Genomic DNA, 24,173 nt, shown 5'->3' with positions numbered 1-24,173 from the left:
GTCAGTTTTCTGTCCGACCCTTCCCCATGTGAGCGCATTTTCCTGCGCTGACCTGTGCCGACCCGAACATCGCCCGGAACCGGCCCCCCTCCCGCCCCGCCGCCGGGTGGGGTAGCTTTCACGGCGCTGAGCGGAGCGTGCGGAGCGTCACCGAAAGCGGGGACCAGGGAGCGGGGAGCGGGGTTTGCGCGAGTTCACCAACCCTCCGTTGGCGTTGCCGGCCCCTGTGGGCGGTCTGGCCGACGTCGTCTTCCAGCGTGCCCAGGAGGACCCGCACCACATCGCGCTCGGCCGCAAGGACGAGCAGGGCGAGTGGCGGGACGTCTCCTCCGCGGAGTTCCGGGACGAGGTGCTCGCCCTCGCCAAGGGGCTGCTCGCCCGGGGCATCCGGTTCGGCGACCGGGTCGCGATCATGTCCCGCACCCGCTACGAGTGGACCCTCTTCGACTACGCCCTGTGGACGATCGGCGCCCAGGTGGTGCCGATCTATCCCACCTCCTCGGCCGAGCAGTGTTTCTGGATGCTGTACGACGCCGAGTGCACGGCCGCGATCGTGGAGCACGAGGACCACGCGATGACGATCGCCACCGTCATCGACCGGCTGCCGCAGCTCCATCAGCTGTGGCAGCTGGACGCCGACGCCGTGCACGAGCTGTACGACGCGGGCGCCGCCCTCGACGACGAAGTCGTCCACCGGCACCGGCAGGCGGTCACTCCCGACTCGGTCGCCACGATCATCTACACCTCGGGCACCACGGGCCGCCCCAAGGGCTGTGTCATCACCCACGGCAGCTTCATGTGGGAGGCGGACACGGTCGCCGAGCACTGGGAGCCGGTGTTCCACTCCAAGAAGGGCGACGAGGCGGCGACCCTGCTCTTCCTGCCGCTCGCGCATGTCTTCGGGCGGATGGTGGAGGTCGCCGCGATCAGCCGCGGGGTCCGCTTCGGCCATCAGCCGAACCTGAACGCCGCCGCCCTGCTGCCGGACCTCGCCGCGTTTCGGCCGACGTTCATCCTCGCGGTGCCCTACATCTTCGAGAAGGTCTTCAACGCCGCCCGCCGCAAAGCGGAGAAGGAGGGCAAGGCCGGGCCCTTCGAGAAGGCCGTGGAGATCGCGGTCAAGTACGCGGAGGCCATCGAGGCCAAGGCCTGGGGCATCGGGCCCGGCCCTTCGGCGGGTCTACGCGTGCAGCACCAGCTCTTCGACAAGCTCGTCTACGCCAAGGTGCGGGCCGCGATGGGCGGCCGGATCCGCAACGCGATGTCGGGCGGCTCGGCGATGGACCGCCGGCTCGGCCTGTTCTTCGCGGGCGCGGGCGTACAGATCTACGAGGGATACGGGCTCACCGAGTCGACGGCGGCCGCGACCGCCAACCCGCCCGGCCGCACCCGCTACGGCTCGGTCGGACAGCCCATCCCGGGAGTCACCGTGCACATCGCGGACGACGGGGAGATCTGGCTGCACGGCCCCAACATCTTCCAGGGCTATCTCAACAACCAGAAGGCCACCGACGAGACCCTCCACGACGGCTGGCTCGCCACCGGCGACCTGGGCTCCCTCGACGAGGACGGCTTCCTCACCATCACCGGCCGCAAGAAGGAGATCCTGGTCACCTCCGGCGGCAAGAGCGTGGCGCCCGGCCTGCTGGAGGAGCGGGTCCGGGACCATCCGCTGGTCGCCCAGTGCATCGTCGTCGGCAACGACCGCCCCTACATCGCCGCCCTGGTCACCCTCGACCAGGAGGCCGTCGAGCACTGGCTCGCGATGCGCGCGAAGCCGCGGATGACGGCGGCCGAGCTGGTGCGGGACGCAGATCTGGAGACGGAGGTGCGGCGGGCGGTGGTCGCCGCCAACACCCTGGTCTCGCAGGCCGAGTCGATCCGGACGTTCCGCATACTCGCCCAGCCGTTCACCGAGGAGCACGGGCTGCTCACCCCGTCGCTGAAGCTGAAGCGCAAGGCGATCGAGACGACGTACTCGGGCGAGGTCGAGGCCCTGTACCGGGCGTAAGGCCGTTTGCAGCAGATTCCGGCAGATTCCAGCAGATCACGGCGGATTACGTGGGATCCAGGCGGATTCCGCGGTCAGGAATGCATGAAGGCTGTTGATCGTTGACGATGGGAGTACCACCTGTCGACAACCGTAAGGATCAAGAGCTCGTGAGCAGCAAGGTCCCCCCGATCATCCTCAACAACGGCGTGGAGATGCCCCAGCTGGGGTTCGGAGTCTGGCAGGTGCCGGACGACGAGGCCGAGCGGGCGGTCAGCACCGCTCTGGAGGCCGGGTACCGCAGCATCGACACAGCGGCGATCTACGGCAACGAAGAGGGCACCGGCAAGGCCATCGCCGCCTCCGGCCTGCCCCGCGAGGACATTTTCGTCACCACCAAGCTCTGGAACAGCGACCAGGGTTACGACTCCACGCTGCGCGCCTTCGACACCTCGTTGGAGAAGCTGGGCCTGGAGTACGTGGACCTGTACCTGATCCACTGGCCCACTCCTGAGCGTGACCTGTACGTCGATTCGTACAAGGCGTTCGAGAAGCTGCATGCCGACGGCCGTATCCGTGCCATCGGCGTGTCCAACTTCGAGCCCGCGCACCTCGAGCGGCTGATCGCCGAGACGTCCGTCATCCCGGCCGTCGACCAGATCGAGCTGCACCCGCACCTCCAGCAGCACGCGGCCCGCGAGTACCACGCGGAGCAGGGCATCGCCACCGAGGCCTGGTCGCCGCTCGGCTCCGGCAAGGGTCTCCTGGAGGTCCCCGCGGTCGTGGCCATCGCCCAGAAGCACGGGCGCACCCCGGCGCAGGTCGTCCTGCGCTGGCACCTCCAGCTCGGCAATGTCGTGATCCCCAAGTCCGTGACCCCGTCCCGGATCAAGGAGAACATCGAGGTCTTCGACTTCAGCCTGGACACCGAGGACCTGGCGGCGATCAGCGCGCTCAACGAGGACCGACGACTGGGCCCGGACCCGTCGACGTTCAACGCGGCCTGAGTTGGACATGGCCTGAGTCCAACTCGGTCTGACGGCACGGCTTTTCGGGGCCCGGGTGGCGGATGCGCCGCCCGGGCCTTCGTCATGTCCCCGTGTCGGGCTCGGGGAACAGGCGGGCGAGGGCGGCGGTACGGCTGGAGACGCCGAGCTTGCGGAAGGTGTTCTCCAGGTGTTTGCGGACGGTGCTGGGCGCCACCGTGAACTGCCGGGCGATCGCCTCGGTGCTGAGCCCGTCGGCGACGGCCCGCATGACGTCGAGTTCGCGGACGGTGAGCCGCACCGGGGCCTGTCGCCGCGAGGCTGCTTCCCGGTAGACGGCGTACAGGTGGGGGCGGAGCAACTCCAGTACGAGGCGGTCGCGTTCGCTGAAGCGGCGTGCGTCCTCACGGGAGAAGTTGTACGAGCGGACGCGGCCGGGCGCGCTGGGCAGCATCACGAAGATCGTGTTGACGACCGGCCTCAGATACTCGGTGTAGAAAGCCTGGTTCCGTATCTCCCTTGCGGACTGGTAGTCCAGGTTCTGGGCCACTTCGAGGCGACCGCAGCTCTGCTCGGCCAGTCGGCAGTGCGGGTGCTGGTGCCGCCAGCGCCAGTAGGCATCGGTGTTCGGATCTCCGTAGTCGCCCGCGTACAGCTCCTCCTGGGCGTACAGATAGCGGCGGGTGGGGATGTCGCACTCGTCGAACCCCGCCACGTCGCACGGAATCAGCCGCCCGAGCCCGCGCAGCAGGCTGCGGGGCGGGAACTCGTCGCCGTCGTCGTGCCGGGCCTCGTCGAGGACGTCGAACATCGCTCGCAGATCCCGTGCCGTGACCGAGTGACGGCCCATGACCGCCTCCTCTCGCCAACCTCCTTCGACGGTACCGCCGAGGGCCCCGGGGATTCGCCAAATGACGAATGGCCGCCTGCGCCGGGCGAGTTCATCGTGGTCGGCGAAGCATCCGAACCACGAACGGGGTACAGCGATGAGCACACGAACACGAACCCGGACCGTCACCGTGGCCTGCGCGGCCGTCGCGCTGCTCACCGGCTCGGTGATCGCGGCCCACGCGGAGACGGCGGCCGCGCCGCCACTGTGCATGGGCACCGTCTCCACGGTGTGGGGCGGCGCCGGGGCGGACACCGTCAACACCGGCGCGACGAAGGATGTCGTGAACGTGCTGGCCGGGAACGACCAGGTGGACACGGGCGGCAACGCGGACGTGATCTGCGGAGGCACCGGCAGGGACACCCTGCTCGCGGGCGAGGGCGACGACCTGGCAGCGGGCGGTATCGGAGCGGACGACGTCAGGGGGTACGGGGGCGCCGACCGGGTGCGGGGGAACGCGGGCAACGACTCCGTCCAGGGCAACGGGGGCAACGACACCGTGGACGGCGGCGACGGCAGCCGCTTCACGCTGAACTGGGGCAATGACGTCCTGAGGGGCGGCCCGGGCAAGGACCTCCTCAGGGGCAGCGCCGGGGACGACACCATCTACGCCCAGGACGGCGAGGCCGACATCGTCCGGGGCTACGCCGGTAACGACACCTGCTGGGTCGAGCGCAACGACGTGGTCACCGGCTGCGAAGTCGTGCACATCGGCTAGTCGCCCACATCGGCTAACGGTCGCGAGGGGCGCTCCGCAGCGGCGGGGCGTCCCTTCGGCCGGTCACCGTCGCGTACGCGCTGACCAGGATCAGCGCACAGCCCGCCCACTGCGCGAGGGTCGGCCGCTCCCCCAGCACCAGCGCGCCGAGGGCCAGCGCCCCGACCGGTGTGAGCAGCAGCAGGACCGCGCCGACGTGGCTGGGCAGGCGGGGCGAGTAGACGGCGACCATCAGCCAGCCGATGATCCCGCTGGTCAGCGCCGCGAGGGCGAGCCAGCCGAGGGCGGTCCGGGACGGCGTGGGGTCGAAGGCGTGCCAGGCCCAGCCGCCGAGGGCGGAGGCGAGGGTCGCCGCGAGGACCACGGCGGTGTACGTCGTACGGACATGGCCGTGGAAGCCGCCGCGGCGCAGCAGGAAGAGGAAGCCGGAGTAGCTGAGGGCCGCCAGGATCGCGTGGAGGGTGCCCGCGGCCGGGTCGCTGCCGCTCGCGCCCCGCTCGAACAGTCCGCCGGTGAGCACCACTCCGGCGCCGAGCACAGGCAGCCACAGCAGGAACCGGCGCGGCACATGCTCGCGGTCCACGGCCCAGGCCAGCAGCGGCACCAGCACGACCTGCACATTGACCAGCACGGTCGAAAGACCGGCGCCCACCTCGGTGATCGCCCTGGTCCACAGCAGCATGTCACCGGCGAAGAGCACCCCGCCCACCAGCCCATACACCAACTGCCGCCGGGGCGGCGGCCCTTCGCGCCGGTACTCCGGGACGACCAGCAGCACCAGCGCGGGCAGGGCGAGCAGACACCGGTACACCGAGGCCGTACCCGCGTCGGCGCCGGACAGCTCGATGCACACCGGCGACACGGCCAGCGTCACGGCCGCGACCGCCTGCCCGGCACGTGGACCACCGGGCAGCGTGGGCGTGCTCGGTGGTCTCGGGCGGTGTCGGTACGGGTCACTGAGCGGGGTCCTCGCGACGGGTGCGGGTGCGGCGATCGCCCGCGTACCCGCGCCCCGACGGTCCATGCATCACCCACACATCGGCGCCGGCCCCGCCCGTGCGTCCGGGGACGTCAGTTGGGCTGCCCGATCGGCCGTACGACGACGGTGTTGACGTCGACGCCCTCGGGCTGCCGGATGGCCCACACGATCGAGTCGGCGAGCTGGTCGGCGGTGAGGAGATGGCCGGGCGGGAGGCTGCCGTAGCTGTCCCAGAACGGGGTCTCGACCCGGCCGGGGGCGACGAGGGTGACCCCGATGCCCCACTCGGTGACCTGACGCCGGGTGTTCTCGGCGAGGCCGGTCACCGCCCACTTCGTGGCGCCGTAGATGTTGCCGGGCGTGGGCACGAACCCGGCGACGCTCCCGACCAGCACGATCCGGCCCCGGGACTCCTTGAGGGCGTCGACGGAGGCGCGGATGAGCAGCGCCGGGCCGAGGACGTTGGTCAGCACCATCTCGGTCCAGCCGGCGGGGTCGCCGTCGGCGACGGAGTCGTGGGTGGCGAAGCCAGCGTTGCTGACGACTGTATCCAGTCGACCGTATTCCTTGAGTGTACGGTCGACCGCCGACCGCACACTGTCGTACTCCGCCGCGTTGCCGACGAGCGTCAGCAGCCCGTCCGGATTCCCGAGCTCCTCGGCGAAGCCCCGCAGCCGCTCCTCCCCGCGCCCGGTGACGGCCACGCGGTGTCCGGCGGCGAGCAGTTGCCGGGCGACGGCGGCGCCGATGCCGCTGCCGCCGCCGGTGATGAGCGCGACCGGAGACTCGGTCATGGTTACCCCCTGTGGTCTGGTCCCGCCGCCGCGGCCATTGCGGTGCGGATGCCGGGGAGTAGATCAGTTGGAGCGCTCTCGAAGTCAAGTGCCGCCGACCGCACGGCACTTGGCCGAAGCTCGCCGCCGGGCGTCAGACGCCGCGTACCGCGGTGTGCACCGTGCGGGCCGCCAGGAAGAAGACGTCCGGGCGATGGTGGATGCTCGCCTTGTCGTCGGGGTCGAGGAGCCGGTCGAGGGTGGCGCGGTCCTCGGCGTCGAGGCGCTCGCCGACGGCGTCGCGGATCCGGGAGAGCGTGGCGACGGCGACGTGGCGGGCCCGGTCCGTGGTCGGGGCGGGCAGGTCGAGCAGGAAGCTGCGGGTGCCGGTGTGCCGCAGGCCGACGGAGGTGAGCAGCGCGGGCCAGTCCTCGACCACGTCCACGGTGCCGGGCAGCGCGGCCCGCATCTCGGTGAACCAGTCCTCGTGCAGCGCGTCGAGGCGGGCCTGGAGTCCCGGGCGGCCGATGCCGATGTCGCGGGGCAGGTACCGGGTGGGCAGGCTGCCCTCGAGGAGCGCCAGTGTGCCGCCGGGGGCGAGCCTGTCGGCGAACGCGGCGAGGGCCGCCTTCTGGTCGCCGAGGTGATGCAGGCTCCAGCTGGCCCAGAGCAGGTCGGCCGGGTAGTCCAAGTCGGCCAGTACGCCCGGGAGTTCACCGGCGAGGGTGCCGAACCGGTCCGCGACACCGAGCCGGCCGGCCCGGTCGCGGGCCCGCTCAAGGAGCGGCTCGGAGCCGTCGACGGCGACGACCCGGGCGCCGGGGAAGGTGTCGGCGAGCAGACAGGAGACCACCCCGGGTCCGCTGCCCGCGTCGACGACGAGCCCCGGCTCGGTCTGCCGCTTGGCGAGCCAGGCGGCCGCCCGCTCGTACAGCGGCGCGTACAGCTCGGCCTGCTCCTCCATCACCGGGGCCATCTCGGCCCAGTCGATGTCCGTGTGGTCGTGGTGGTGGCCGTGCCGCTTCTCGTGACCGTCCCGCTTGTCGTGGCCGTGCTGCTTGTCGTGACCGTGCTGGTCGTGGTGGCCGTGCTCGTCGTGGTGATCGTGCGCCATGGTGGTCAGCCTCTCGTCCGGGTGCTGCCAGCGTGCGCCGACGCACCGCGCGGAGGCCACCGCTGTTGCCGGTGCGGCAAAAAATGAGATGCGCATGATCCTCGGGTGAGCCCAGGATGGCCGCATGGACGACACGATGGTGGAGCAATTCCTCGAAGACGGGTTCGTGAAGATCGAGGGCGCCTTTCCGCCACGGGTCGCCGAACACTGCGGCCGGCTGCTGTGGCGGGAGACGGGGTACGACGCCGAGGACCCGGCCACCTGGAAGGACCCGGTGGTGTGGGTCGCCGACATGGCGCAGGGCCCGTTCGCGGCGGCCGTCAACTCCCCTGTGCTGCATGAGGCGTTCGACGTACTGACCGGCGAGGGCCGCTGGCAGTCGCGCTACTCCCTGGGCAGCTTCCCTCTGCGGTTCCCGCACGAGGAGGAACCGGACGACGCGGGCTGGCACATCGAGGGCAGCTACGTCCCCGAGGGCGCCCGACTGCCCCACACGAACCTGCGCTCCAGGGACCGCTCCCTGCTGATGCTGTTCCTCTTCAGCGAGGTCACCGAGGCGGACGCCCCGACCCGTATCCGGGTGGGCTCCCATCTCGACGTACCGCGCGTGCTGGAGCCGTACGGCGAAGAGGGCGCCTCCTTCCTGGAGCTGGGTCCGAAGGTCGCGGAGGCTTCAGCCCACCGCCCGGTCGCCCACGCCACCGGCCGCCCCGGCGACGTCTACCTCTGCCACCCCTTCCTGGTCCACGCGGCCCAGCCGCACCACGGCACGAGGCCCCGCTTCATGGCTCAGCCCCCGCTGATGTCAGCGGTCCCACATGAACTGGAACGGACAGACGCCAACTACTCACCGGTGGAATTCGCGATCCGCCGGGGCCTGTCAGAGGAGAACTGACAGACCCCGGCGGCGTTCCGCGCCCCGTCAGGGGCGCGGGGCACTGCGCGATCAACCACAGTCAACCGGCAGTCGCCATCACACCGTTACGACAACGGCGGGTACGCGTTGGTCATCAACTGCTGGAACTGCGCGGAGAACCAGTGCCCGGACAGCGGCGCATTGGCCAGCGCCCCGGACAGGTTGTTCCCGTTGCGGGGGTTACCCGTATACGTCGGGTCGCACATCCGGTCGAAGCCCTTGCCCTCGTCGTTCGGAATGGCGGAGCTAGCCCCATCGGACTCCCCCGGCGGCTTGATCCACACGTAGGCGTCGATCCCGGCCGCGGGGCTGGCCTGCGGCCGCTCACCGAGGCCCGCTCCGGACTGGTTGCACCAGTTGCCGACGTGGATACGGCGGTCATAGCGACCCCCGTCGACATAGGTGTCCACACTGGTCGTCGCACCCGGCCCGGTGGGCCGCGCGGTGCCGCCCCAGCCGTTGCGGGAGGTGTCGATCAGCATGCCGATGTTGGAGTTGAAGCCGGCCGAGACCAGCTGGTTCCGGAACGCCTGGGCGTACGACAGCTCGTCCGTGTACCGGTTCCAGTCGACCCACTTGGACTCGCGGACGGACTTGCCGGCGACGGTGTCGTTGATGGTGAAGTTGTTCTCCTTCAGGGCGCTGTAGTTGGCCGTGTTGGTGATGAAGCCGTGGACGTCGTTGACGGTGGCGCCCTCGGTGGTGGCCGCCTCCTTCATGATGGCCGCGCTGGGGGCGAAGTTGTCGTCCCAGCCGAGCCAGCCGTGGTGGCCGGCGTCGATGTAGTTGTAGACGTTGGCCACGTCACCGAGCTTGTTGAGGGCATAGCCCACGCCCTTCTGGTAGTTGCCGTTGGCCTTCATCACGTCGCACTGCGGGGTGGCCGTCGGACGGCTGCCGGTGTTGGTGACGAGGTTGGGCAGCGAGTCGATCTCGACGGTGGTGACGATGCGCAGCGAGGCGTACTTGGGGTCGGCGAAGATCGCTGCGATCGGGTCGATGTACTGCGTCTTGTACTTGTCGATCTCCGTCGGGCCGAGCTCGCCGTTGGAGGCGAGGGCGGAGCAGTCCCGGCCGGGCAGGTTGTAGATCACGAACTGGACGACGAGTTCGCCGGAGCCCTTCTGCCGCAGCGCCTCGTCGAGGTGGTCGCGCAGGCTCATGCCGCCGTTCACGCCGTTGATGGCGGCGATCCGGTCCAGCCAGACACCGGTCGGCTGGTTGGAGATCCGGCTGCCGCCGGTCTCGGCGGCAGCATGTGCGGACCACTCCGGGTTCACGTACACCTTGGCGCCGCTGTAGGGATTGTCGACGCGGGTGCCGGTTCCGGGATCGGTCGGGTCGGTGGGATCCGTGGGGTCGGTGCCGCCGTCGTCGACGTTGCAGGCCACCCCGTCGAGAGTGAAGCTCGTCGGGATCGCGTTGGTGCCGCTGTAGGTGCCCTGGAAGCCGAAGCTGGTCGAACCGCCGGTGGCGAGCGTGCCGTTGTAGCTCTCGTTGAGCGCGGTGACGGCCGTCCCGCTCTGGGTGATCTTGGCGTTCCAGCCGTTGGTCACCTTCTGGTTCCCGGCGTACGCCCACTTGACCGCCCAACTGGTCTTGGCGGCCCCGTTGTTGGTGATGGTCACGGCGGCGGTGAAGCCGGAGCCCCAGTCGTTCTGGATCTTGTAGTCCACGGTGCAGGGGATGGCGGCGATGCCGACGTCTCCCGGGACCACGGCGAGCGCCGTCCCGGAGGCCCCGGCGACCAGCGCCAGGGCAGCGAGGAGCGCGGTTCTCGTACGACTCATGAGTGCGGGTATCCCTCTCGGTTGCGGGTGTCAGCCGTTCAGGGCGCGCAGATGGTCACGCAGCCCGATGCCATACGACGTGGGGGTCCCGTCGTAGTTGGAGATGAGTGAGGGACCGGACGAGCAGTCCCAGGTGTTCCAGGTCCATCCCAGATAGGACAGACCACGGTCGTCGAACCACTTCATGACCTGGTCGACGAAGGAGTGACCACAGGTGTTCTCGCCGATCTCCCCGGCGACCAGCGGCACTTGGGCCGCCACCGGGGCGAGCGTCGAGTTCCAGCAGCTCTCGCTTGCACAGGTGTTGAAGTTGTACACATGCCAGGCGGCGGCGAGATTGCCCGCCGGGTCGGTCGGCTTGTACGTGAGCCACTGGCTCAGGTCGTTCGAGTACGCGATCCCGCCGGCCAGGATCAGGTTCCTCGCCCCGCTGCCGCGCACGGCGTCGACGAGATCCTGCATACCGGCGACCTCATAGCCGATGCCGGAGCAGGTGCCGCCGTCCCGCCAGCACTGCCACGCCTGGGTGGTCGTGGCGGTCGCGCGGTCCGGGTAGGGCTCGTTGAACAGGTCGAAGACGACGGTCGGATCGTCCTTGAAGGTGTTGGCCACCGACGTCCAGAAGGACGGGGTGTACTGCATGTCGGGCATCGGCTTCTGGCAACTGGCGTGCACGTCGGAGCAGCCCGCCGAGTTCCCGGTGTACTGCCCGTAGGTCCAGTGCAGTTCGACCAGCGGCGTCATGCCGTGCGCCTTCACCTTCGCCACCAGGTCCTTGACGGCGTTGATGTAATGGGCGCCCGAATAGGCCGAGTCGATGTTGGACAGACCGAGCCAGCACTCCTCGTTCAGCGGAATGCGGACCGTGTTGGCCTTCCAGTCGGCGATCGCCTTGACCGAGGCGTCGTCGACCGGACCGTCCCAGATGCCGCGGCCCTGCACGCACATGAACTCGCCGCCGGAACGGTTGACGCCGAGCAGACGACGGGTGGTGCCGTCGGCGTCCACGAGCTTGTTCCCGGAGACCTTGAGGGCCGGCGGCGCACCGTCGCCCGTACCCGGTGGATCGGTGGGCGTGGGCGTCGGTGTGGGTGTCGGCGTGGGCGAGGGGTCCGCGTCGACGTTGCACGTGGTGCCGTTGAGCTTGAACGAGGCCGGTACCGGGTTGCTCCCAGACCAGGTGCCGAGGAAGCCGGCGCTGACGCTCGCGCCGGTGGCGAGCGCGCCGTTGTAGCTCTCGTTGGCCGCCGTCACCGTCGTACCGGACTGGGACCACTTGGCGTTCCAGCCCTGGTTCAGTTTCTGGCCGCTCGCGAAGTCGAAGCTCAGGCTCCAACCGCTCATGGCCGCACTGTTGTTGGTGATCGTCACAGCACCCTGGAAGCCGGTGTCCCACTGGCTGGTGACGGAGTACGCCACTGCGCAGACGGGGGTGGCTCCCGACGCCGTGACCGCCGGCACCGTCACGGACCCGAGCAGGGTCACGGCGCCGGCGACGACTAAAAGTACTGAACGCGGGGGGTGTCGCATGAGCGACTCCTTGCAGATCAGCGCGTCGTGACGGACGCGTCGACTGATGGAATCGCTCCCACTGGTGCTCACGAAGCTAGCGCCAAGTGACGGCAAAGAACAGAGGAGTCACTTGACTTTCCCTCAACCACTTTCATCGAATCTTTTCGACTCTTCAAGCACCTTGACCCCTCACACCCTCCTCCCCACTATGGGAGCGCTCCCACTGGTTCAAGCCTTGACTTCTCCGAGCCGCAAGGAGGAACCAGCACATGGCACCGAGAAGGAGACGCCGGGCTGCCCGGCGCTTATGGACGGCTGTCGCGGCCGCCCTGGCCCTGCCGTTCGCGATGCTGAGCGCGGCTTCAACTCCCGCACAGGCAGCCGCAGTTCAGTGCAGCGTCGACTACAAGACGAACGACTGGGGCTCCGGCTTCACCACGGACGTGACGATCACCAACCGCGGTACGGACGCCATCAGCGGCTGGAACCTCACGTACGCCTACACGGGCAACCAGAAGCTGACCAACGGCTGGAACGGCACCTGGTCCCAGTCCGGTCAGGCGATCACGGTGAACAACGCGAGCTACAACGGGACCATCGCGGCCGGTGCCGCGGTCTCCACCGGCGCGCAGTTCACCTACAGCGGCACCAACGCCGCCCCGACGTCCTTCGCCGTCAACGGCACCACCTGCGTCGGCGCGCACCAGCCACCGATCACGGTGCTGACCAGCCCCGCGGCGGGCGCCGTCTACACCCAGGGCGACGCCGTCCCGCTCGCGGCGACCGCCGCGGCCGCCGACGGCGCGACGATCAGCAAGGTGGAGTTCTACGACAACACCACGCTGCTGGGCACCGATACGACATCGCCGTACTCGCTCTCGGTCTCTAGTTTGACCGTGGGCAGTCATTCGCTGCTCGCGAAGGCGTACGACAGTCTGGGCGCCGCAGCGGAGTCCACACCGGTCGGCATCACGGTCGCCTCGGGTCCCGCCGTGGTGGCCTCGGCCACTCAACTCGCCGTCCAGCAGGGCAAGACGGGCACGTACTCGGTGAAGCTGTCGACGCAGCCGTCCGCGAACGTGACCGTGACGACCGCTCGCGCGAGCGGCAACTCGGGTCTGTCCGTGACCGGCGGGGCTTCCCTGACCTTCACCCCGTCGAACTGGAACACGGCCCAGAACGTCACGATCACGGCCGACGCCTCCGGTACGGGCGCCGCGACCTTCGAGTCGACGGCGACCGGGCACGCCAAGGCGTCGGTGGCGGTCACCCAGATCGCCGCCGCGGGGCAGTACGACGCCCGTTTCCTGGAGTTGTACGGCAAGATCACCAACCCGGCGAACGGCTACTTCTCCCCCGAGGGCATCCCCTACCACTCGGTCGAGACGCTGATCGTCGAGGCGCCGGACCACGGCCATGAGACCACGTCGGAGGCGTACAGCTACCTTCTCTGGCTGCAGGCCATGTACGGCAAGGTGACCGGCGACTGGTCCAAGTTCAACGGCGCCTGGGACATCATGGAGAAGTACATGATCCCCACGCACGCCGACCAGCCGACGAACTCCTTCTACAACGCCTCGAAGCCGGCGACGTACGCGCCCGAGCTGGACACGCCCAACGAGTATCCGGCGAAGCTGGACACCGGGGTGTCGGTGGGATCGGATCCGATCGCCGGTGAACTGAAGACCGCATACGGTACGGACGATGTCTACGGTATGCACTGGCTCCAGGACGTCGACAACGTCTACGGCTACGGCAACTCGCCCGGCAAGTGCGAGGCGGGACCGACCGACACCGGACCGTCGTACATCAACACCTTCCAGCGCGGTGCGCAGGAGTCGGTGTGGGAGACGGTGCCGCAGCCGACCTGCGACTCCTTCAAGTACGGTGGAAAGAACGGGTACTTGGACCTGTTCACCGGTGACTCCTCGTACGCCAGGCAGTGGAAGTTCACCAACGCCCCGGACGCCGACGCGCGCGCCGTGCAGGCCGCGTACTGGGCGGACGTCTGGGCGAAGGAGCAGGGCAAGGGCGCCGACGTCTCCGCGACCATCGGCAAGGCCGCGAAGATGGGCGACTATCTGCGGTACGCGATGTACGACAAGTACTTCAAGAAGATAGGGAATTGTGTCGGGCCGTCGGCCTGCGCGGCGGGCAGCGGCAAGAACTCCTCGATGTACCTGCTGTCCTGGTACTACGCGTGGGGCGGCGCGACGGACACCAGCGCCGGCTGGGCCTGGCGCATCGGTTCCAGCCACGCGCACGGCGGCTACCAGAACCCCCTGGCCGCCTACGCGCTCAGCTCGTACGCCGACCTCAAGCCCAAGTCCTCGACGGGCGCGGCGGACTGGAACACCTCGCTCACCCGGCAGCTGGAGTTCTACCGCTGGCTCCAGTCCGACGAGGGCGCCATCGCGGGCGGTGCGACCAACAGCTGGGCGGGCCGGTACGCGACACCGCCGGCCGGTACATCGACCTTCTACGGCATGTACTACGACCAGCAGCCCGTCTATCACGACCCGCCGTCCAACCAGTGGTTCGGCTTCCAGGCATGGTCGATGGAGCGGGTGGCCGAGTACTACCAGCAGACGGGGAACGCGCAGGCCAAGACGGTCCTCGACAAGTGGGTCGACTGGGCGCTGTCCAAGACCACGATCAACCCGGACGGCACCTACCAGATCCCCGCGACGCTCCAGTGGTCCGGCCAGCCCGACACCTGGAACGCGTCAAGTCCCGGCGCCAACACCGGACTTCACGTCACCGTCGCCGACTACACCAACGACGTCGGCGTGACCGCCGCGTACGCCAAGACCCTGACCTACTACGCGGACCGCTCCGGTGACACCCAGGCCGCGACGACGGCCAAGGCGCTCCTCGACGGCATGTGGGCCAACTACCAGGACTCCCTGGGCGTCGCCGTCCCGGAGACCCGCACGGACTACAACCGGTTCGACGACGGGGTGTACATCCCGTCCGGCTGGACCGGGACGATGCCGAACGGGGACGCGATCAACTCGTCGTCGACCTTCGATTCGATCCGGTCGTTCTACGAGGACGATCCGGCCTGGTCGAAGATCGAGGCGTATCTCGCGGGCGGTGCGGCGCCGTCGTTCACGTATCACCGGTTCTGGGCTCAGGCGGACATCGCCTTGGCCATGGGTTCGTACGCGGAGCTTCTGGAATAGCCCCCGCCGGGCGCTCCGCCAAGAGGGCCGTACTTCGACTGCGGGTCCGTTGTGGCTGGTCGCGCAGTTCCCCGCGCCCCTGAAAGACAGGGGCGCGGCAGCCGGCCCCTTCTCCTGCGGTACCGCTCAAAAGCTCCCCGTACGAGGTCTCGCCACCTGACGGTGAGGCCGACTCGCCGGGCGGCCCCCTCCCGCACTGGGGGTCGCCCGGCACCTCTCGGGCTCTATGGAAAGCGCTTGCCGTTCGTACCTTCCCCCCTCCTCCCTCACGCCCCGGAAAGGAACTCCCGTGCGAAGAACACGCATCCTCACGGCCGTGCTGGCGCTCGCGGCCGGGCTGCTCGCGGGTACGCCGCCCGCGCTGGCCGCCGGTACCGCCTCGAAGGTGGCGATCGCCGCCGACACGTACACCTGGAAGAACGCCCGGATCGACGGGGGCGGCTTCGTCCCCGGGATCGTCTTCAATCGCGGTGAGAAGAATCTGGCGTATGCCCGGACCGACATCGGCGGGGCCTATCGCTGGGTGGAGTCGAGCAAGACCTGGACGCCGTTGCTGGACTCGGTCGGCTGGGACGACTGGGGGCACACGGGGGTGGCCAGCCTCGCCTCCGACTCCGTGGATCCCAACAAGGTGTACGCGGCGGTCGGGACGTACACGAACAGCTGGGATCCGGGGAACGGGGCGATCCTGCGCTCCACCGACCGGGGCACCAGCTGGCAGAAGACCGATCTGCCGTTCAAGCTGGGCGGCAACATGCCGGGGCGTGGCATGGGTGAGCGGCTGGCGATCGACCCGAACAAGAACAGCGTGCTGTATCTGGGCGCGCCCAGCGGCAAGGGCCTGTGGCGGTCGACGGACTCCGGGGTGACCTGGTCGCAGGTGACGAACTTCCCCAACGTCGGCAACTACGCGCAGGATCCGAGCGACACCTCCGGCTACGCCAGCGACAACCAGGGCATCGTCTGGGTCACCTTCGACGAGAAGACGGGTACGGCGGGCAGCGCGACGCAGACGATCTACGTCGGGGTCGCGGATCTGCAGAACTCGGTGTACCGGTCGACGGACGGGGGCGCGAGCTGGTCGCGGGTGGCCGGGCAGCCGACGGGATACCTCGCGCACAAGGGTGTACTGGATACCGTCAACGGCTATCTGTACATCGCATACAGCGACAAGGGCGGTCCGTACGACGGCGGCAAGGGCCAGCTGTGGCGGTACGCGACCGCGACCGGCACCTGGACGAACATCAGCCCGGTCGCCGAGGCCGACACCTACTACGGCTTCAGCGGACTGACCGTCGACCGGCAGCACCCCGGCACGCTGATGGCGACCGGCTACAGCTCCTGGTGGCCGGACACCCAGATCTTCCGTTCCACGGACAGCGGTGCCACCTGGACGCGGGCCTGGGACTACACGTCGTATCCCAACCGCTCGAACCGCTACACCATGGACGTCTCGTCCTCGCCCTGGCTGACCTGGGGCGCCAATCCCTCGCCGCCGGAGCAGACACCGAAGCTCGGGTGGATGACGGAGGCGCTGGAGATCGACCCGTTCGACTCGAACCGCATGATGTACGGGACGGGCGCGACGATCTACGGCACCGAGAACCTCGGGAACTGGGACAGCGGCAGCCAGTTCACCATCAAACCGATGGTGCAGGGCCTGGAGGAGACCGCGGTCAACGACCTCGCCGCGCCCCCGTCCGGCGGCGCCCAGCTCTTCAGCGCGCTCGGTGACATCGGCGGTTTCCGGCACACGGACCTCACCAAGGTGCCGTCGATGATGTACACCCAGCCGAACTTCACCACGACCACGAGTCTGGACTTCGCCGAGACCAACCCCAACACGGTCGTCCGGGTCGGCAACCTCGACTCGGGACCGCACATCGCGTTCTCGACGGACAACGGCGCCAACTGGTTCGCCGGGACCGACCCTTCGGGCGTGAGCGGCGGCGGTACGGTCGCGGCGGCCTCGGACGGCAGCCGGTTCGTGTGGAGCCCGGAGGGTGCGGGTGTGCAGTACACGACGGACTTCGGTTCGTCCTGGGCGGCGTCGAGCGGGATCCCGGCCGGGGCGATCGTCGAGTCCGACCGGGTCGACGCGAAGACCTTCTACGGCTTCAAGTCCGGGAAGTTCTACGTCAGTACGGACGGCGGCGCGACCTTCACGGCGAGCGCGGCGAGTGGTCTTCCGGCCGGGGACAGCGTGCGCTTCAAGGCGCTGCCCGGCACCAAGGGTGACGTGTGGCTGGCGGGTGGTGCGACGGACGGCGCGTACGGTCTGTGGCACTCGACGAACGGCGGTACGACGTTCACCAAGCTCTCCAACGTCGAGCAGGCCGACACGATCGGCTTCGGCAAGGCGGCGACGGGGGCGTCGTACCAAACCCTCTACACCAGCGCGAAGATCGGCGGCATACGCGGGATCTTCCGCTCCACGGACCAGGGTTCGACCTGGACCCGCATCAACGACGCGGCACACCAGTGGGGTTGGACAGGGGCGGCGATCACCGGCGACCCGCGCGTGTACGGCCGCGTCTATGTGTCGACCAACGGCCGCGGTGTCATCTACGGCGACAGCTCCGACACGGGCGGCGGTGACGGCGGCGGTGGCACCGACCCCACGCCGACACCCACGGGCGCCTGCGCGGTGACGTACAAGATCACCAATCAGTGGTCGGGCGGTTTCCAGGCCGACGTCCAGCTCAGCAACACGGGTTCAACCGCCTGGAGCGGCTGGTCACTTGGCTGGACCTTTCCCAACGGCCAGACGATCGGCCAGCTCTGGAACGCCGACTGGACCCAGTCGGGCTCGGCGGTGACGGCGAAGAACGTCAGCTGGAACGCCAATGTGGCGGCCGGCTCGTCCGTCGGCTTCGGCTTCACGGGGAGCTGGTCGGGGACGAACGGCAAACCGACGGCGTTCAAGCTGGGCGACCAGTCGTGCACTGTGAACTGACCTGATCCCACGGGAACCGACCGCACCTGACGAGGCCCCGTCCGGAATGCAGAGCCTGCCGGGCGGGGCCTCTTCGCGCTCTCCGTCAGGGGGTGTAGACCGTCGGCCTGGGTGCCGTGGCCATCCCGTTGCCGATGAAGAAGCTCGGGTGGGGAGGCTGGTTGTAGGCGGTATTCTGCCAGGCCAGGCCCGTGCGGTACATCGTGTCGTGCAGCAGGGTCGTGATCTTCGTTGTCGTCTCGTAGGGCGTCGAGTAGATCCTCAGCGCCGTGTTGTCCGACGTCGGCCAGACGACCTCCTCGCGCCAGTCGCCGAAGAGGTCGCCGGAGAGGGACGGGGTCGCCTTGGTGCTGTTGTTGGAGTGGACCGAGGCGCCGGTCAGGAGGCGGGTGTCGGCGGAGGTGCCGTATTTGTCGATGTGGGTGCCGTCGAGCAGTTCGCGGGTGGTGTCGCCGTCCCACCAGGAGAGGAAGTTGACGGAGGAGGGCTCGCGGCCCTTCGTCGCGCCGGCCTCGTCGCGGATGGAGGAGTCGGAGGCGGACCAGACCTCGGCGCCGTCGTTGCCGGCGTAGATGTCACCGGCGACGCCACGCCCGTTGTCGCAGCAGGCGGCCAGGCTCCAATTGACCGTGCCGTTGGCGGGGTTGATGTACAGCTCGGCGGGCTGCGACGACGACTCCGACACCTTGAAGTACTCCAGGCCCGCGTGGGAGGGGTCGAGGTCGCCCAGGTGCTGGGCGTCGCCATGTCCCGTCTTCGTGGTCCACAGGCCGTTCCCGTTGTCGTCCACGGCCATCGCGCCGTACACGATCTCGTCCTTGCCGTCGTTGTCGACGTCCCCCACGGACAGACTGTGCGAGCCCTGACCGTCGTACCCCTTGCCGGAGTTGGTGGAGGAGTTGGTGTCGAACGTCCAGCGGCGGGTGAAGGCGCCGCCCCGCCAGTCCCAGGCCGCGATCACCGTACGGGTGTAGTAGCCGCGGGCCATGATCAGCGACGGACGGGCGCCGTCGAGGTACGCCGTGCCCGCGAGGAAGCGGTCGACGCGGTTGCCGTACGAGTCGCCCCAGGAGCTCACCGTGCCGCGGGCCGGGACGTAGTCGACGCTCTGCATCGCCTTGCCGGTCTGGCCGTTGAACATGGTCAGGTACTCGGGTCCGGACAGGACGTAGCCGCTGGAGTTGCGGTAGTCGGCCGAGGAGCTGCCGATCACGGCGCCGGTGCCGTCGACCGTGCCGTCCGCCGTCTTCATGGCGACCTCGGCCTTGCCGTCGCCGTCGTAGTCGTACACCTGGAACTGCGTGTAGTGCGCGCCGGAGCGGATGTTGCGCCCCAGGTCGATGCGCCACAGCCGGGTGCCGTCGAGCTTGATGCCGTCGAGGACGGTGTTGCCGGTGTAGCCGGACTGGGAGTTGTCCTTCTGGTTGGTCGGCTGCCACTTCAGTACGAAGTCCAGGGCGCCGTCGCCGTCGAGGTCGGCGACCGAGGCGTCGTTGGCCTCGTAGGTGTAGGCGACGCCGTCCGGGGTCGTGCCGCCCGCCGGTGGGCTGATGGGCACGTCCTTGTAGCCGGTGCGGAACTGGATGGCGTGGACGGAGTCGGCCTGCTCCACTCCGCCGACGATCGCGCGGACCGTGTAGTCGGCCTGGGAAGGGGCGCCGGAGTGGAAGTAGTTGGTGGAGCCGGTGACCGGCGTCGAGTTGACCTTCGTACCGGCCCGGTAGACGTTGAACGAGACGTCGCCCGGGTCAGTACCCAGCCAGCGCCAGCTGACCAGGTTGCCCGCGTCGGTGTGGACGCTGACGACGCCCCGGTCAAGTGCCTCCACCTGGCGGGCGGTTGCGGCCTCCGCCGTACCGGTGGCCAGCTGGGTGAGCCCGGCGGCGACGAGTGCCGCGGTGGCGGTCAGCGCGGAGAGGACGGCCCTTCGTCTGCGGTGCTTGTGGGGGTGCGGGTGCGGGTGCTGCACGAGACGTACCTCCTGGGAGGGCGGACGGGTTCCACTACCCGGTCGCCACCGCGCGCGGGAAGGTTGCCGCTCATCCGGCGTACCACGCCGCCAACTCCCTTACAGTTCGGGCAAGTCGCTCGCGCAGCTCCGGCGGCTCCAGCACCTCGACGTCCGCACCCATGGACAGAAACTCCCCGAGAGCACGGTCGACGGACTCGATCGGCACCCGCGCCAAGGTCCAGCCGTCGGACTGCTCCGGCCCGTACGCGCTCGCTCTCGGGTGCGTCACCCCCGGCGCCAGCCGCACCACCGCCTCCTCCCGGTACAGGCGTTCATGGAAGTCGCGCTGGTACGCCGTCCAGTACGCGGCCAGGTCGAAGCCGTCCGGACGGCCGAACTCCTCGTCGGAGGTGGCGAGTTCGAGGATCTGGTCGACGCGGAACGTCCGGGGACCGAGACCGGGACCGGGACCGGCGACGACGTACCAGCGTCCGGCCTTGAGGACCAGCCCGTACGGCTCCAGGCGCCGCTCCACGTCCGTGGGCGCACGCCATCTACGGTATACGATATTCAGTACACGGTTGTTCCACACCGCGTCCGCGACCGCCGACAGATAAGGCGTCTCCTCCGCCTCCGCGTACCACCCGGGCGCGTCGAGATGGAACCGCCCGCTCACCCGGTCCGCATGGGCCCGCAGCTCCACCGGCAGCGCCGCCCGCACCTTGAGCTGCGCGGCCGCCAGCACCGCCCCCAGCCCCAGTTCCGCCGCGGGGCCGGGCACACCTGCCATGAAGAGCGCCTCGGCCTCGTCGGTGGTGAGGCCGGTCAGACGGGTGCGGTAGCCGTCGAGGAGCCGGTAGCCACCGGCGTGGCCCGCGTCGCCGTACAGCGGGACGCCCGCCGCGCCCAGCGCCTCCACGTCCCGGTAGACCGTACGCACCGACACCTCCAGCTCCTCGGCGAGCTGGGCGGCGGTCATCCGGCCCCTGGTCTGGAGCAGGAGCAGGATCGAGACGAGGCGACTGGACTTCACCGGCCCAGAATCCCAGACTTCACTGACAGAAGGTGTCAGTGAAGCCGCCATAGCGTCCCGCCATGAGCTTCACCGAGAAACTGCTGACCGTCCCACCCCCCATCGAGGTGGCGGGCCGGCACATCAAGCGCTACCACGTCACCGCCGACCCGGCCGGCATCGCGCCCGAGGTCGAGAAGGCGGCGTACGAGATCCTCCCGGAGCTGCTGCCGGAGCCGGACGGCACCCCGCCCGCGACGTTCGTCGTGCTGCACCGGGGAGGCGACGACGGCGCCTATCTCAACGCCTACAGCTGGGTGTGGGACAACGTCCTGCACTTCCGGGGCGCGTCCGCCGGCCAGCCCGTCCTCGGCTGTCCGGACAACGACCCCACCCACTTCATCAGGCCCGACCTTCCCTGGATCGGCTGCGTCTGGGAACTGCCGCCGATCCTGCACGAACGGGACGCCTGGGTACGGCACCTGCTGGCCCCCGAAGTCCCGGACCTGGCCGCCTACTTGGCCGACTCCCTGCCCGAAGGAACCACTGGAGACCGCGCATGAGCAGCCCGCACGACTTCGACTTCTTCCACGGCGAGTGGCAGGTCCAGCACCGCCGCCGCACCGACTTCCTCGACCCGGACAGCGACTGGGAGGAGTTCCCGGGCACCAGCCGCTGCTGGGCGCTGTTCGACGGCACCGCGAACCTCGACGAGATCGACATGCCGCACCTGGCCTCGAAGGGGGCGACCCTGCGGCTCTTCGACCCGGAGAAGAAGCAGTGGTCGCTCAACTGGGCGTCCAGCCGCACCGGGACCCTCTTCCCGCCCGTCTTCGGTCAATTCACGGGTGGCCGCGGGGAGTTCCACGGCGACGACACCCACGACGGCAAGGACGTACAGGTCCGCTTCGTCTGGTCGGACGTCTCCCCCACCGGCGCCCGCTGGGAGCAGGCCTTCTCGCTCGACGGCGGGGACACCTGGCTGACCAACTGGGTCATGGAGTTCACCCGGGCTTCCTGAAGGCGCGCAGTTCGAAGACGGGGTCGGGGCGCGGCCGGTCCTGGTCCGGCAGGGTCTCCAGGCGGGCGGCGAACGCCTCGGTGCGCGGGTCGCCCGGCGGCAGCAGGGTGAACCAGCCGCGCCGCAGGTCGGCGGCGGTCCGGCGGGGGCTGCGGCCCTGGCCCCGGCCGGGGAAGCGGGCCCGTCCGGCGTCGACCAGGCCCTGTGCGGCGGCGTACGCCTCGACGCGGGGCGCGGCGTCCGGGGCGGGCCGGCGCGGGCGCGGGGCGAGGACGTCGTCGATGTCGCTGCCGACGTCGTGCGCGGCGGCCTTGTCGACGGTGGTGACGTAGACCCCGCCGGGCCGCAGCACCCGGGCGCACTCGGCGACGATGCTGCGCACGTCGTCGGGGCGGTCGATGAGATGCAGCAGCCACACGCTGGTCACCGCGTCGAACGCCCCGTCGGCGAACGGCAGTCGGCGGCCGTCGCCGAGCACGATCGCGCCGGGCAGCCGTACGGCGGCCATGCGGGCCATGCCGTACGTCAGGTCGGCGCCCGTCACCCGCAGCGCGGGCCGGGCCCGGGCGAGCCGCCGGGTGACGATGCCGGTGCCGCAGGCCACGTCGAGGAGGTGTGCGGCACGGGCGGGGATCAGGCCGAGGACGGCGTCGGCGGCCGCGGCGGCCCGGGGTTCGCCGCCGCGGCTGGCGTCGTAGGCGTCGGCCTCCTTGTCGTAGTCCAGCACCTCACTGGGCCCCGTGGCCGGGGGCGAGCGCCTCCACCTTCTGCGCGAGCTCGAAGTCCTTCTCGGTGACCGCGCCGCCGACACTGTGCGTGTTCACGGTCAGGGACACCGTGTTGTAGCCGAGCGTGAGGTCGGAGTGGTGGTCGAGCCCTTCCTGGACCTGGGCGATGTGGACGACCATCGCGGTGGCCGCGAAGTGCGAGGGCAGCCGGTAGGAGCGGGCGAGGCGGTCTCCGTCGAGCGACCAGCCCGGGAGTTCCGCGAGCCGGTCCTCGATCTCCTTCTGCGACAGCGGTTCGACGGGCATGACGTCGCTCCTTCCAAGGCTGCGGGTTCTCCTTCAGCCTGCCACACCCGGCCCACCGAAGCCCTGGTCAGAAGGGTCCCTTCAGAGGCGTACCCCTTCGTCGACCGCGGTTTCGTCGTCTACGGTCCTCGTATGACCATCACTGCCGCCGACAAGGGCGTCGGCCCGCTGCTGCGGGCCTGGCGCGAGCAGCGCCGGGTCAGTCAGCTGGAACTGGCGCTGCGGGCCGACTCCTCCGCCCGGCACATCAGCTTCATCGAGACGGGCCGCTCCCGGCCGAGCGAGGAGATGGTGCTGCGGCTGGCCGAGCATCTGGAGGTCCCGGTGCGGGAGCGCAACGCGCTGCTGCTGGCGGCCGGTTACGCGCCGCGCTTCCCGGAGACCCCGCTGACCGACCCGGCCATGGGCGCCCTGCGCGAGGGCATCGAGCGGCTCATCCAGGGCTACGAACCGTATCCGGCGCTGGTGTTGGACGCGATGTACAACGTGGTCGCCGCCAACCGGGGCGTCCTCATGCTACTCGACGGCGTCCCGGAGTCCCTGCTCGAACCGCCGCTCAACGCGATGCGGCTGACCCTGCACCCGCAGGGCATGGCACCCCGGATCCGCAACCTAGGTGAGTGGCGCGGGCATCTGCTCGCGCAGATGGAGCGGCAGATCGCGCTGCACCGCTCACAGCCGTTGCGGGAGCTGTACGAGGAGGTGGCGGCCTATCCGGTGCCCGACACCGGGCCGGGCGAACCGCTGGAGGACGTACCGTACTTCGCGCTCCCGATGCGGATCGAGCACGAGGGCCGGGTGCTGTCGTTCATCTCCTCCATCTCCACCTTCAACACGCCCATGGACGTGACCGTCGCCGAGCTGGCCATCGAGACGTTCCTCCCGGCCGACCCGGCGACGGTCAAGTACCTTCAGACGCTGATGTCCTGACGGGCCTTCAGGGCGATGTGCTGGAGTGCGGCGAACCCGGCGACGGTCACGGCCTGGAGGACGGTCCACACCGCGCCCGCCGTCGACGGGGTCAGCCACAGGGCGAGGGCGACGCAACTCACCACCGCCCAGGCGAGGTTGGCCTCGACGACGGCTCGCACCGGCAGGGCGGCGGGGCGGGCCCGGGAGGCCAGCAGGCCGACGACCGCCGCGTACCCGGCCAGGAACACACCGAGTTCGAGCAGCAGCGTGGAGTCGACGCCCAACAGGGAGCCCAGCGGCCCGGAGAGGGCCAGGTAGGCGAGGGCGTTCGCGCCGGTCACGGCCGCGTCGAGGGCGAGGAAGCGGCGCAGGGCGGTGTGCGGGTCGGAGGTGCGGGCGAGGGCGGACAGCTGGGTGGCGGACATGACGAATCAC

General features: G+C 69.6%; 20 protein-coding genes. 9 read left to right on the top strand and 11 right to left on the bottom strand.

Translation table 11 applies throughout. The features are described 5' to 3' along the window. The first annotated feature begins 184 nt into the window (after positions 1-184). Positions 185-2,011 carry an AMP-dependent synthetase/ligase gene (locus tag ABZ928_RS03935; protein ID WP_361514864.1) on the top strand — a complete coding sequence of 609 codons (1,827 nt, stop codon included), beginning with the start codon at positions 185-187 and terminating at the stop codon, positions 2,009-2,011. Positions 2,012-2,160: 149 nt separating this feature from the next. Continuing rightward, positions 2,161-2,997: an aldo/keto reductase gene (locus tag ABZ928_RS03930; protein WP_361514863.1), complete on the top strand. Its 837-nt coding sequence runs from the start codon at positions 2,161-2,163 to the stop codon at positions 2,995-2,997. An 82-nt stretch (positions 2,998-3,079) separates the two neighbouring features. Here ABZ928_RS03930 and ABZ928_RS03925 read toward each other — a convergent pair whose 3' ends face one another. Further along, the gene (locus tag ABZ928_RS03925; protein WP_361514862.1) at positions 3,080-3,826 is read right to left on the bottom strand and encodes a helix-turn-helix transcriptional regulator; all 747 of its coding nucleotides are present in this window, start codon (positions 3,824-3,826) and stop codon (positions 3,080-3,082) included. A gap of 136 nt (positions 3,827-3,962) precedes the next feature. Here ABZ928_RS03925 and ABZ928_RS03920 point away from each other — a divergent pair, with 136 nt between their 5' ends. Beyond that, positions 3,963-4,583 (top strand): calcium-binding protein, encoded by a 621-nt coding sequence (locus ABZ928_RS03920; protein WP_361514861.1) that lies wholly within the window; start codon positions 3,963-3,965, stop codon positions 4,581-4,583. 13 nt (positions 4,584-4,596) lie between these two features. On the opposite strand, the gene ABZ928_RS03915 is transcribed toward ABZ928_RS03920, so the two are convergent. The 3 genes from ABZ928_RS03915 to ABZ928_RS03905 form a co-directional block, all read right to left on the bottom strand. Continuing rightward, complete coding sequence (locus ABZ928_RS03915) at positions 4,597-5,457, bottom strand: DMT family transporter (RefSeq protein ID WP_361514860.1); 861 nt, start codon at positions 5,455-5,457, stop codon at positions 4,597-4,599. Positions 5,458-5,654: 197 nt separating this feature from the next. Continuing rightward, positions 5,655-6,356: an SDR family oxidoreductase gene (locus tag ABZ928_RS03910; protein ID WP_361514859.1), complete on the bottom strand. Its 702-nt coding sequence runs from the start codon at positions 6,354-6,356 to the stop codon at positions 5,655-5,657. Positions 6,357-6,489: 133 nt separating this feature from the next. Next, complete coding sequence (locus ABZ928_RS03905) at positions 6,490-7,449, bottom strand: methyltransferase domain-containing protein (protein WP_361514858.1); 960 nt, start codon at positions 7,447-7,449, stop codon at positions 6,490-6,492. 124 nt (positions 7,450-7,573) lie between these two features. On the opposite strand from ABZ928_RS03905, the gene ABZ928_RS03900 reads away from it, so the two are divergent. Next, the gene (locus ABZ928_RS03900; protein WP_361514857.1) at positions 7,574-8,344 is read left to right on the top strand and encodes a phytanoyl-CoA dioxygenase family protein; all 771 of its coding nucleotides are present in this window, start codon (positions 7,574-7,576) and stop codon (positions 8,342-8,344) included. An 86-nt stretch (positions 8,345-8,430) separates the two neighbouring features. On the opposite strand, the gene ABZ928_RS03895 is transcribed toward ABZ928_RS03900, so the two are convergent. Continuing rightward, positions 8,431-10,155, bottom strand: coding sequence for a glycoside hydrolase family 6 protein (locus tag ABZ928_RS03895; RefSeq protein ID WP_361514856.1), 1,725 nt, complete (start codon positions 10,153-10,155; stop codon positions 8,431-8,433). Positions 10,156-10,185: 30 nt separating this feature from the next. Then, the gene (locus ABZ928_RS03890) at positions 10,186-11,685 is read right to left on the bottom strand and encodes a cellulase family glycosylhydrolase (RefSeq protein WP_361514855.1); all 1,500 of its coding nucleotides are present in this window, start codon (positions 11,683-11,685) and stop codon (positions 10,186-10,188) included. A 251-nt stretch (positions 11,686-11,936) separates the two neighbouring features. Here ABZ928_RS03890 and ABZ928_RS03885 point away from each other — a divergent pair, with 251 nt between their 5' ends. After that, the gene (locus ABZ928_RS03885; protein WP_361514854.1) at positions 11,937-14,852 is read left to right on the top strand and encodes a glycoside hydrolase family 48 protein; all 2,916 of its coding nucleotides are present in this window, start codon (positions 11,937-11,939) and stop codon (positions 14,850-14,852) included. 289 nt (positions 14,853-15,141) lie between these two features. Then, the gene (locus ABZ928_RS03880; RefSeq protein WP_361514853.1) at positions 15,142-17,808 is read left to right on the top strand and encodes a cellulose binding domain-containing protein; all 2,667 of its coding nucleotides are present in this window, start codon (positions 15,142-15,144) and stop codon (positions 17,806-17,808) included. Between the two features lie 85 nt (positions 17,809-17,893). Here ABZ928_RS03880 and ABZ928_RS03875 read toward each other — a convergent pair whose 3' ends face one another. Next, positions 17,894-19,777: a rhamnogalacturonan lyase gene (locus ABZ928_RS03875; protein ID WP_361514852.1), complete on the bottom strand. Its 1,884-nt coding sequence runs from the start codon at positions 19,775-19,777 to the stop codon at positions 17,894-17,896. Positions 19,778-19,847: 70 nt separating this feature from the next. Then, the gene (locus ABZ928_RS03870; protein WP_361514851.1) at positions 19,848-20,792 is read right to left on the bottom strand and encodes a YafY family protein; all 945 of its coding nucleotides are present in this window, start codon (positions 20,790-20,792) and stop codon (positions 19,848-19,850) included. A gap of 62 nt (positions 20,793-20,854) precedes the next feature. Here ABZ928_RS03870 and ABZ928_RS03865 point away from each other — a divergent pair, with 62 nt between their 5' ends. Together ABZ928_RS03865 and ABZ928_RS03860 are read left to right on the top strand one after the other, a co-directional pair. After that, the gene (locus tag ABZ928_RS03865; protein WP_361514850.1) at positions 20,855-21,334 is read left to right on the top strand and encodes a hypothetical protein; all 480 of its coding nucleotides are present in this window, start codon (positions 20,855-20,857) and stop codon (positions 21,332-21,334) included. Then, on the top strand, positions 21,331-21,792 hold the full coding sequence (locus tag ABZ928_RS03860) for a hypothetical protein (RefSeq protein ID WP_361514849.1): 462 nt from the start codon (positions 21,331-21,333) through the stop codon (positions 21,790-21,792). Before ABZ928_RS03865 ends, ABZ928_RS03860 begins: the two co-directional genes overlap by 4 nt. Here the strand turns inward: ABZ928_RS03860 and ABZ928_RS03855 are convergent. Further along, positions 21,776-22,519 (bottom strand): class I SAM-dependent methyltransferase, encoded by a 744-nt coding sequence (locus tag ABZ928_RS03855; protein ID WP_361514848.1) that lies wholly within the window; start codon positions 22,517-22,519, stop codon positions 21,776-21,778. The genes ABZ928_RS03860 and ABZ928_RS03855 overlap by 17 nt on opposite strands. A gap of 1 nt (position 22,520) precedes the next feature. Next, complete coding sequence (locus ABZ928_RS03850; protein WP_361514847.1) at positions 22,521-22,826, bottom strand: 4a-hydroxytetrahydrobiopterin dehydratase; 306 nt, start codon at positions 22,824-22,826, stop codon at positions 22,521-22,523. A gap of 132 nt (positions 22,827-22,958) precedes the next feature. On the opposite strand from ABZ928_RS03850, the gene ABZ928_RS03845 reads away from it, so the two are divergent. Further along, a complete protein-coding gene (locus ABZ928_RS03845) occupies positions 22,959-23,756 on the top strand; it encodes a helix-turn-helix transcriptional regulator (RefSeq protein WP_361514846.1) in 798 nt (265 codons plus the stop codon). Here the strand turns inward: ABZ928_RS03845 and ABZ928_RS03840 are convergent. After that, entirely contained in the window at positions 23,738-24,163 is a 426-nt protein-coding gene (locus ABZ928_RS03840) for a hypothetical protein (RefSeq protein ID WP_361514845.1), read from the bottom strand. The two genes, ABZ928_RS03845 and ABZ928_RS03840, sit on opposite strands and share 19 nt — an antisense overlap. Positions 24,164-24,173 lie beyond the last annotated feature (10 nt).

Origin of the sequence: Streptomyces sp. NPDC046909, from assembly GCF_040644695.1 — a bacterium.
Lineage (GTDB): Bacteria > Actinomycetota > Actinomycetes > Streptomycetales > Streptomycetaceae > Streptomyces.
This window is presented reverse-complemented; position numbering and strand designations above follow the sequence as displayed.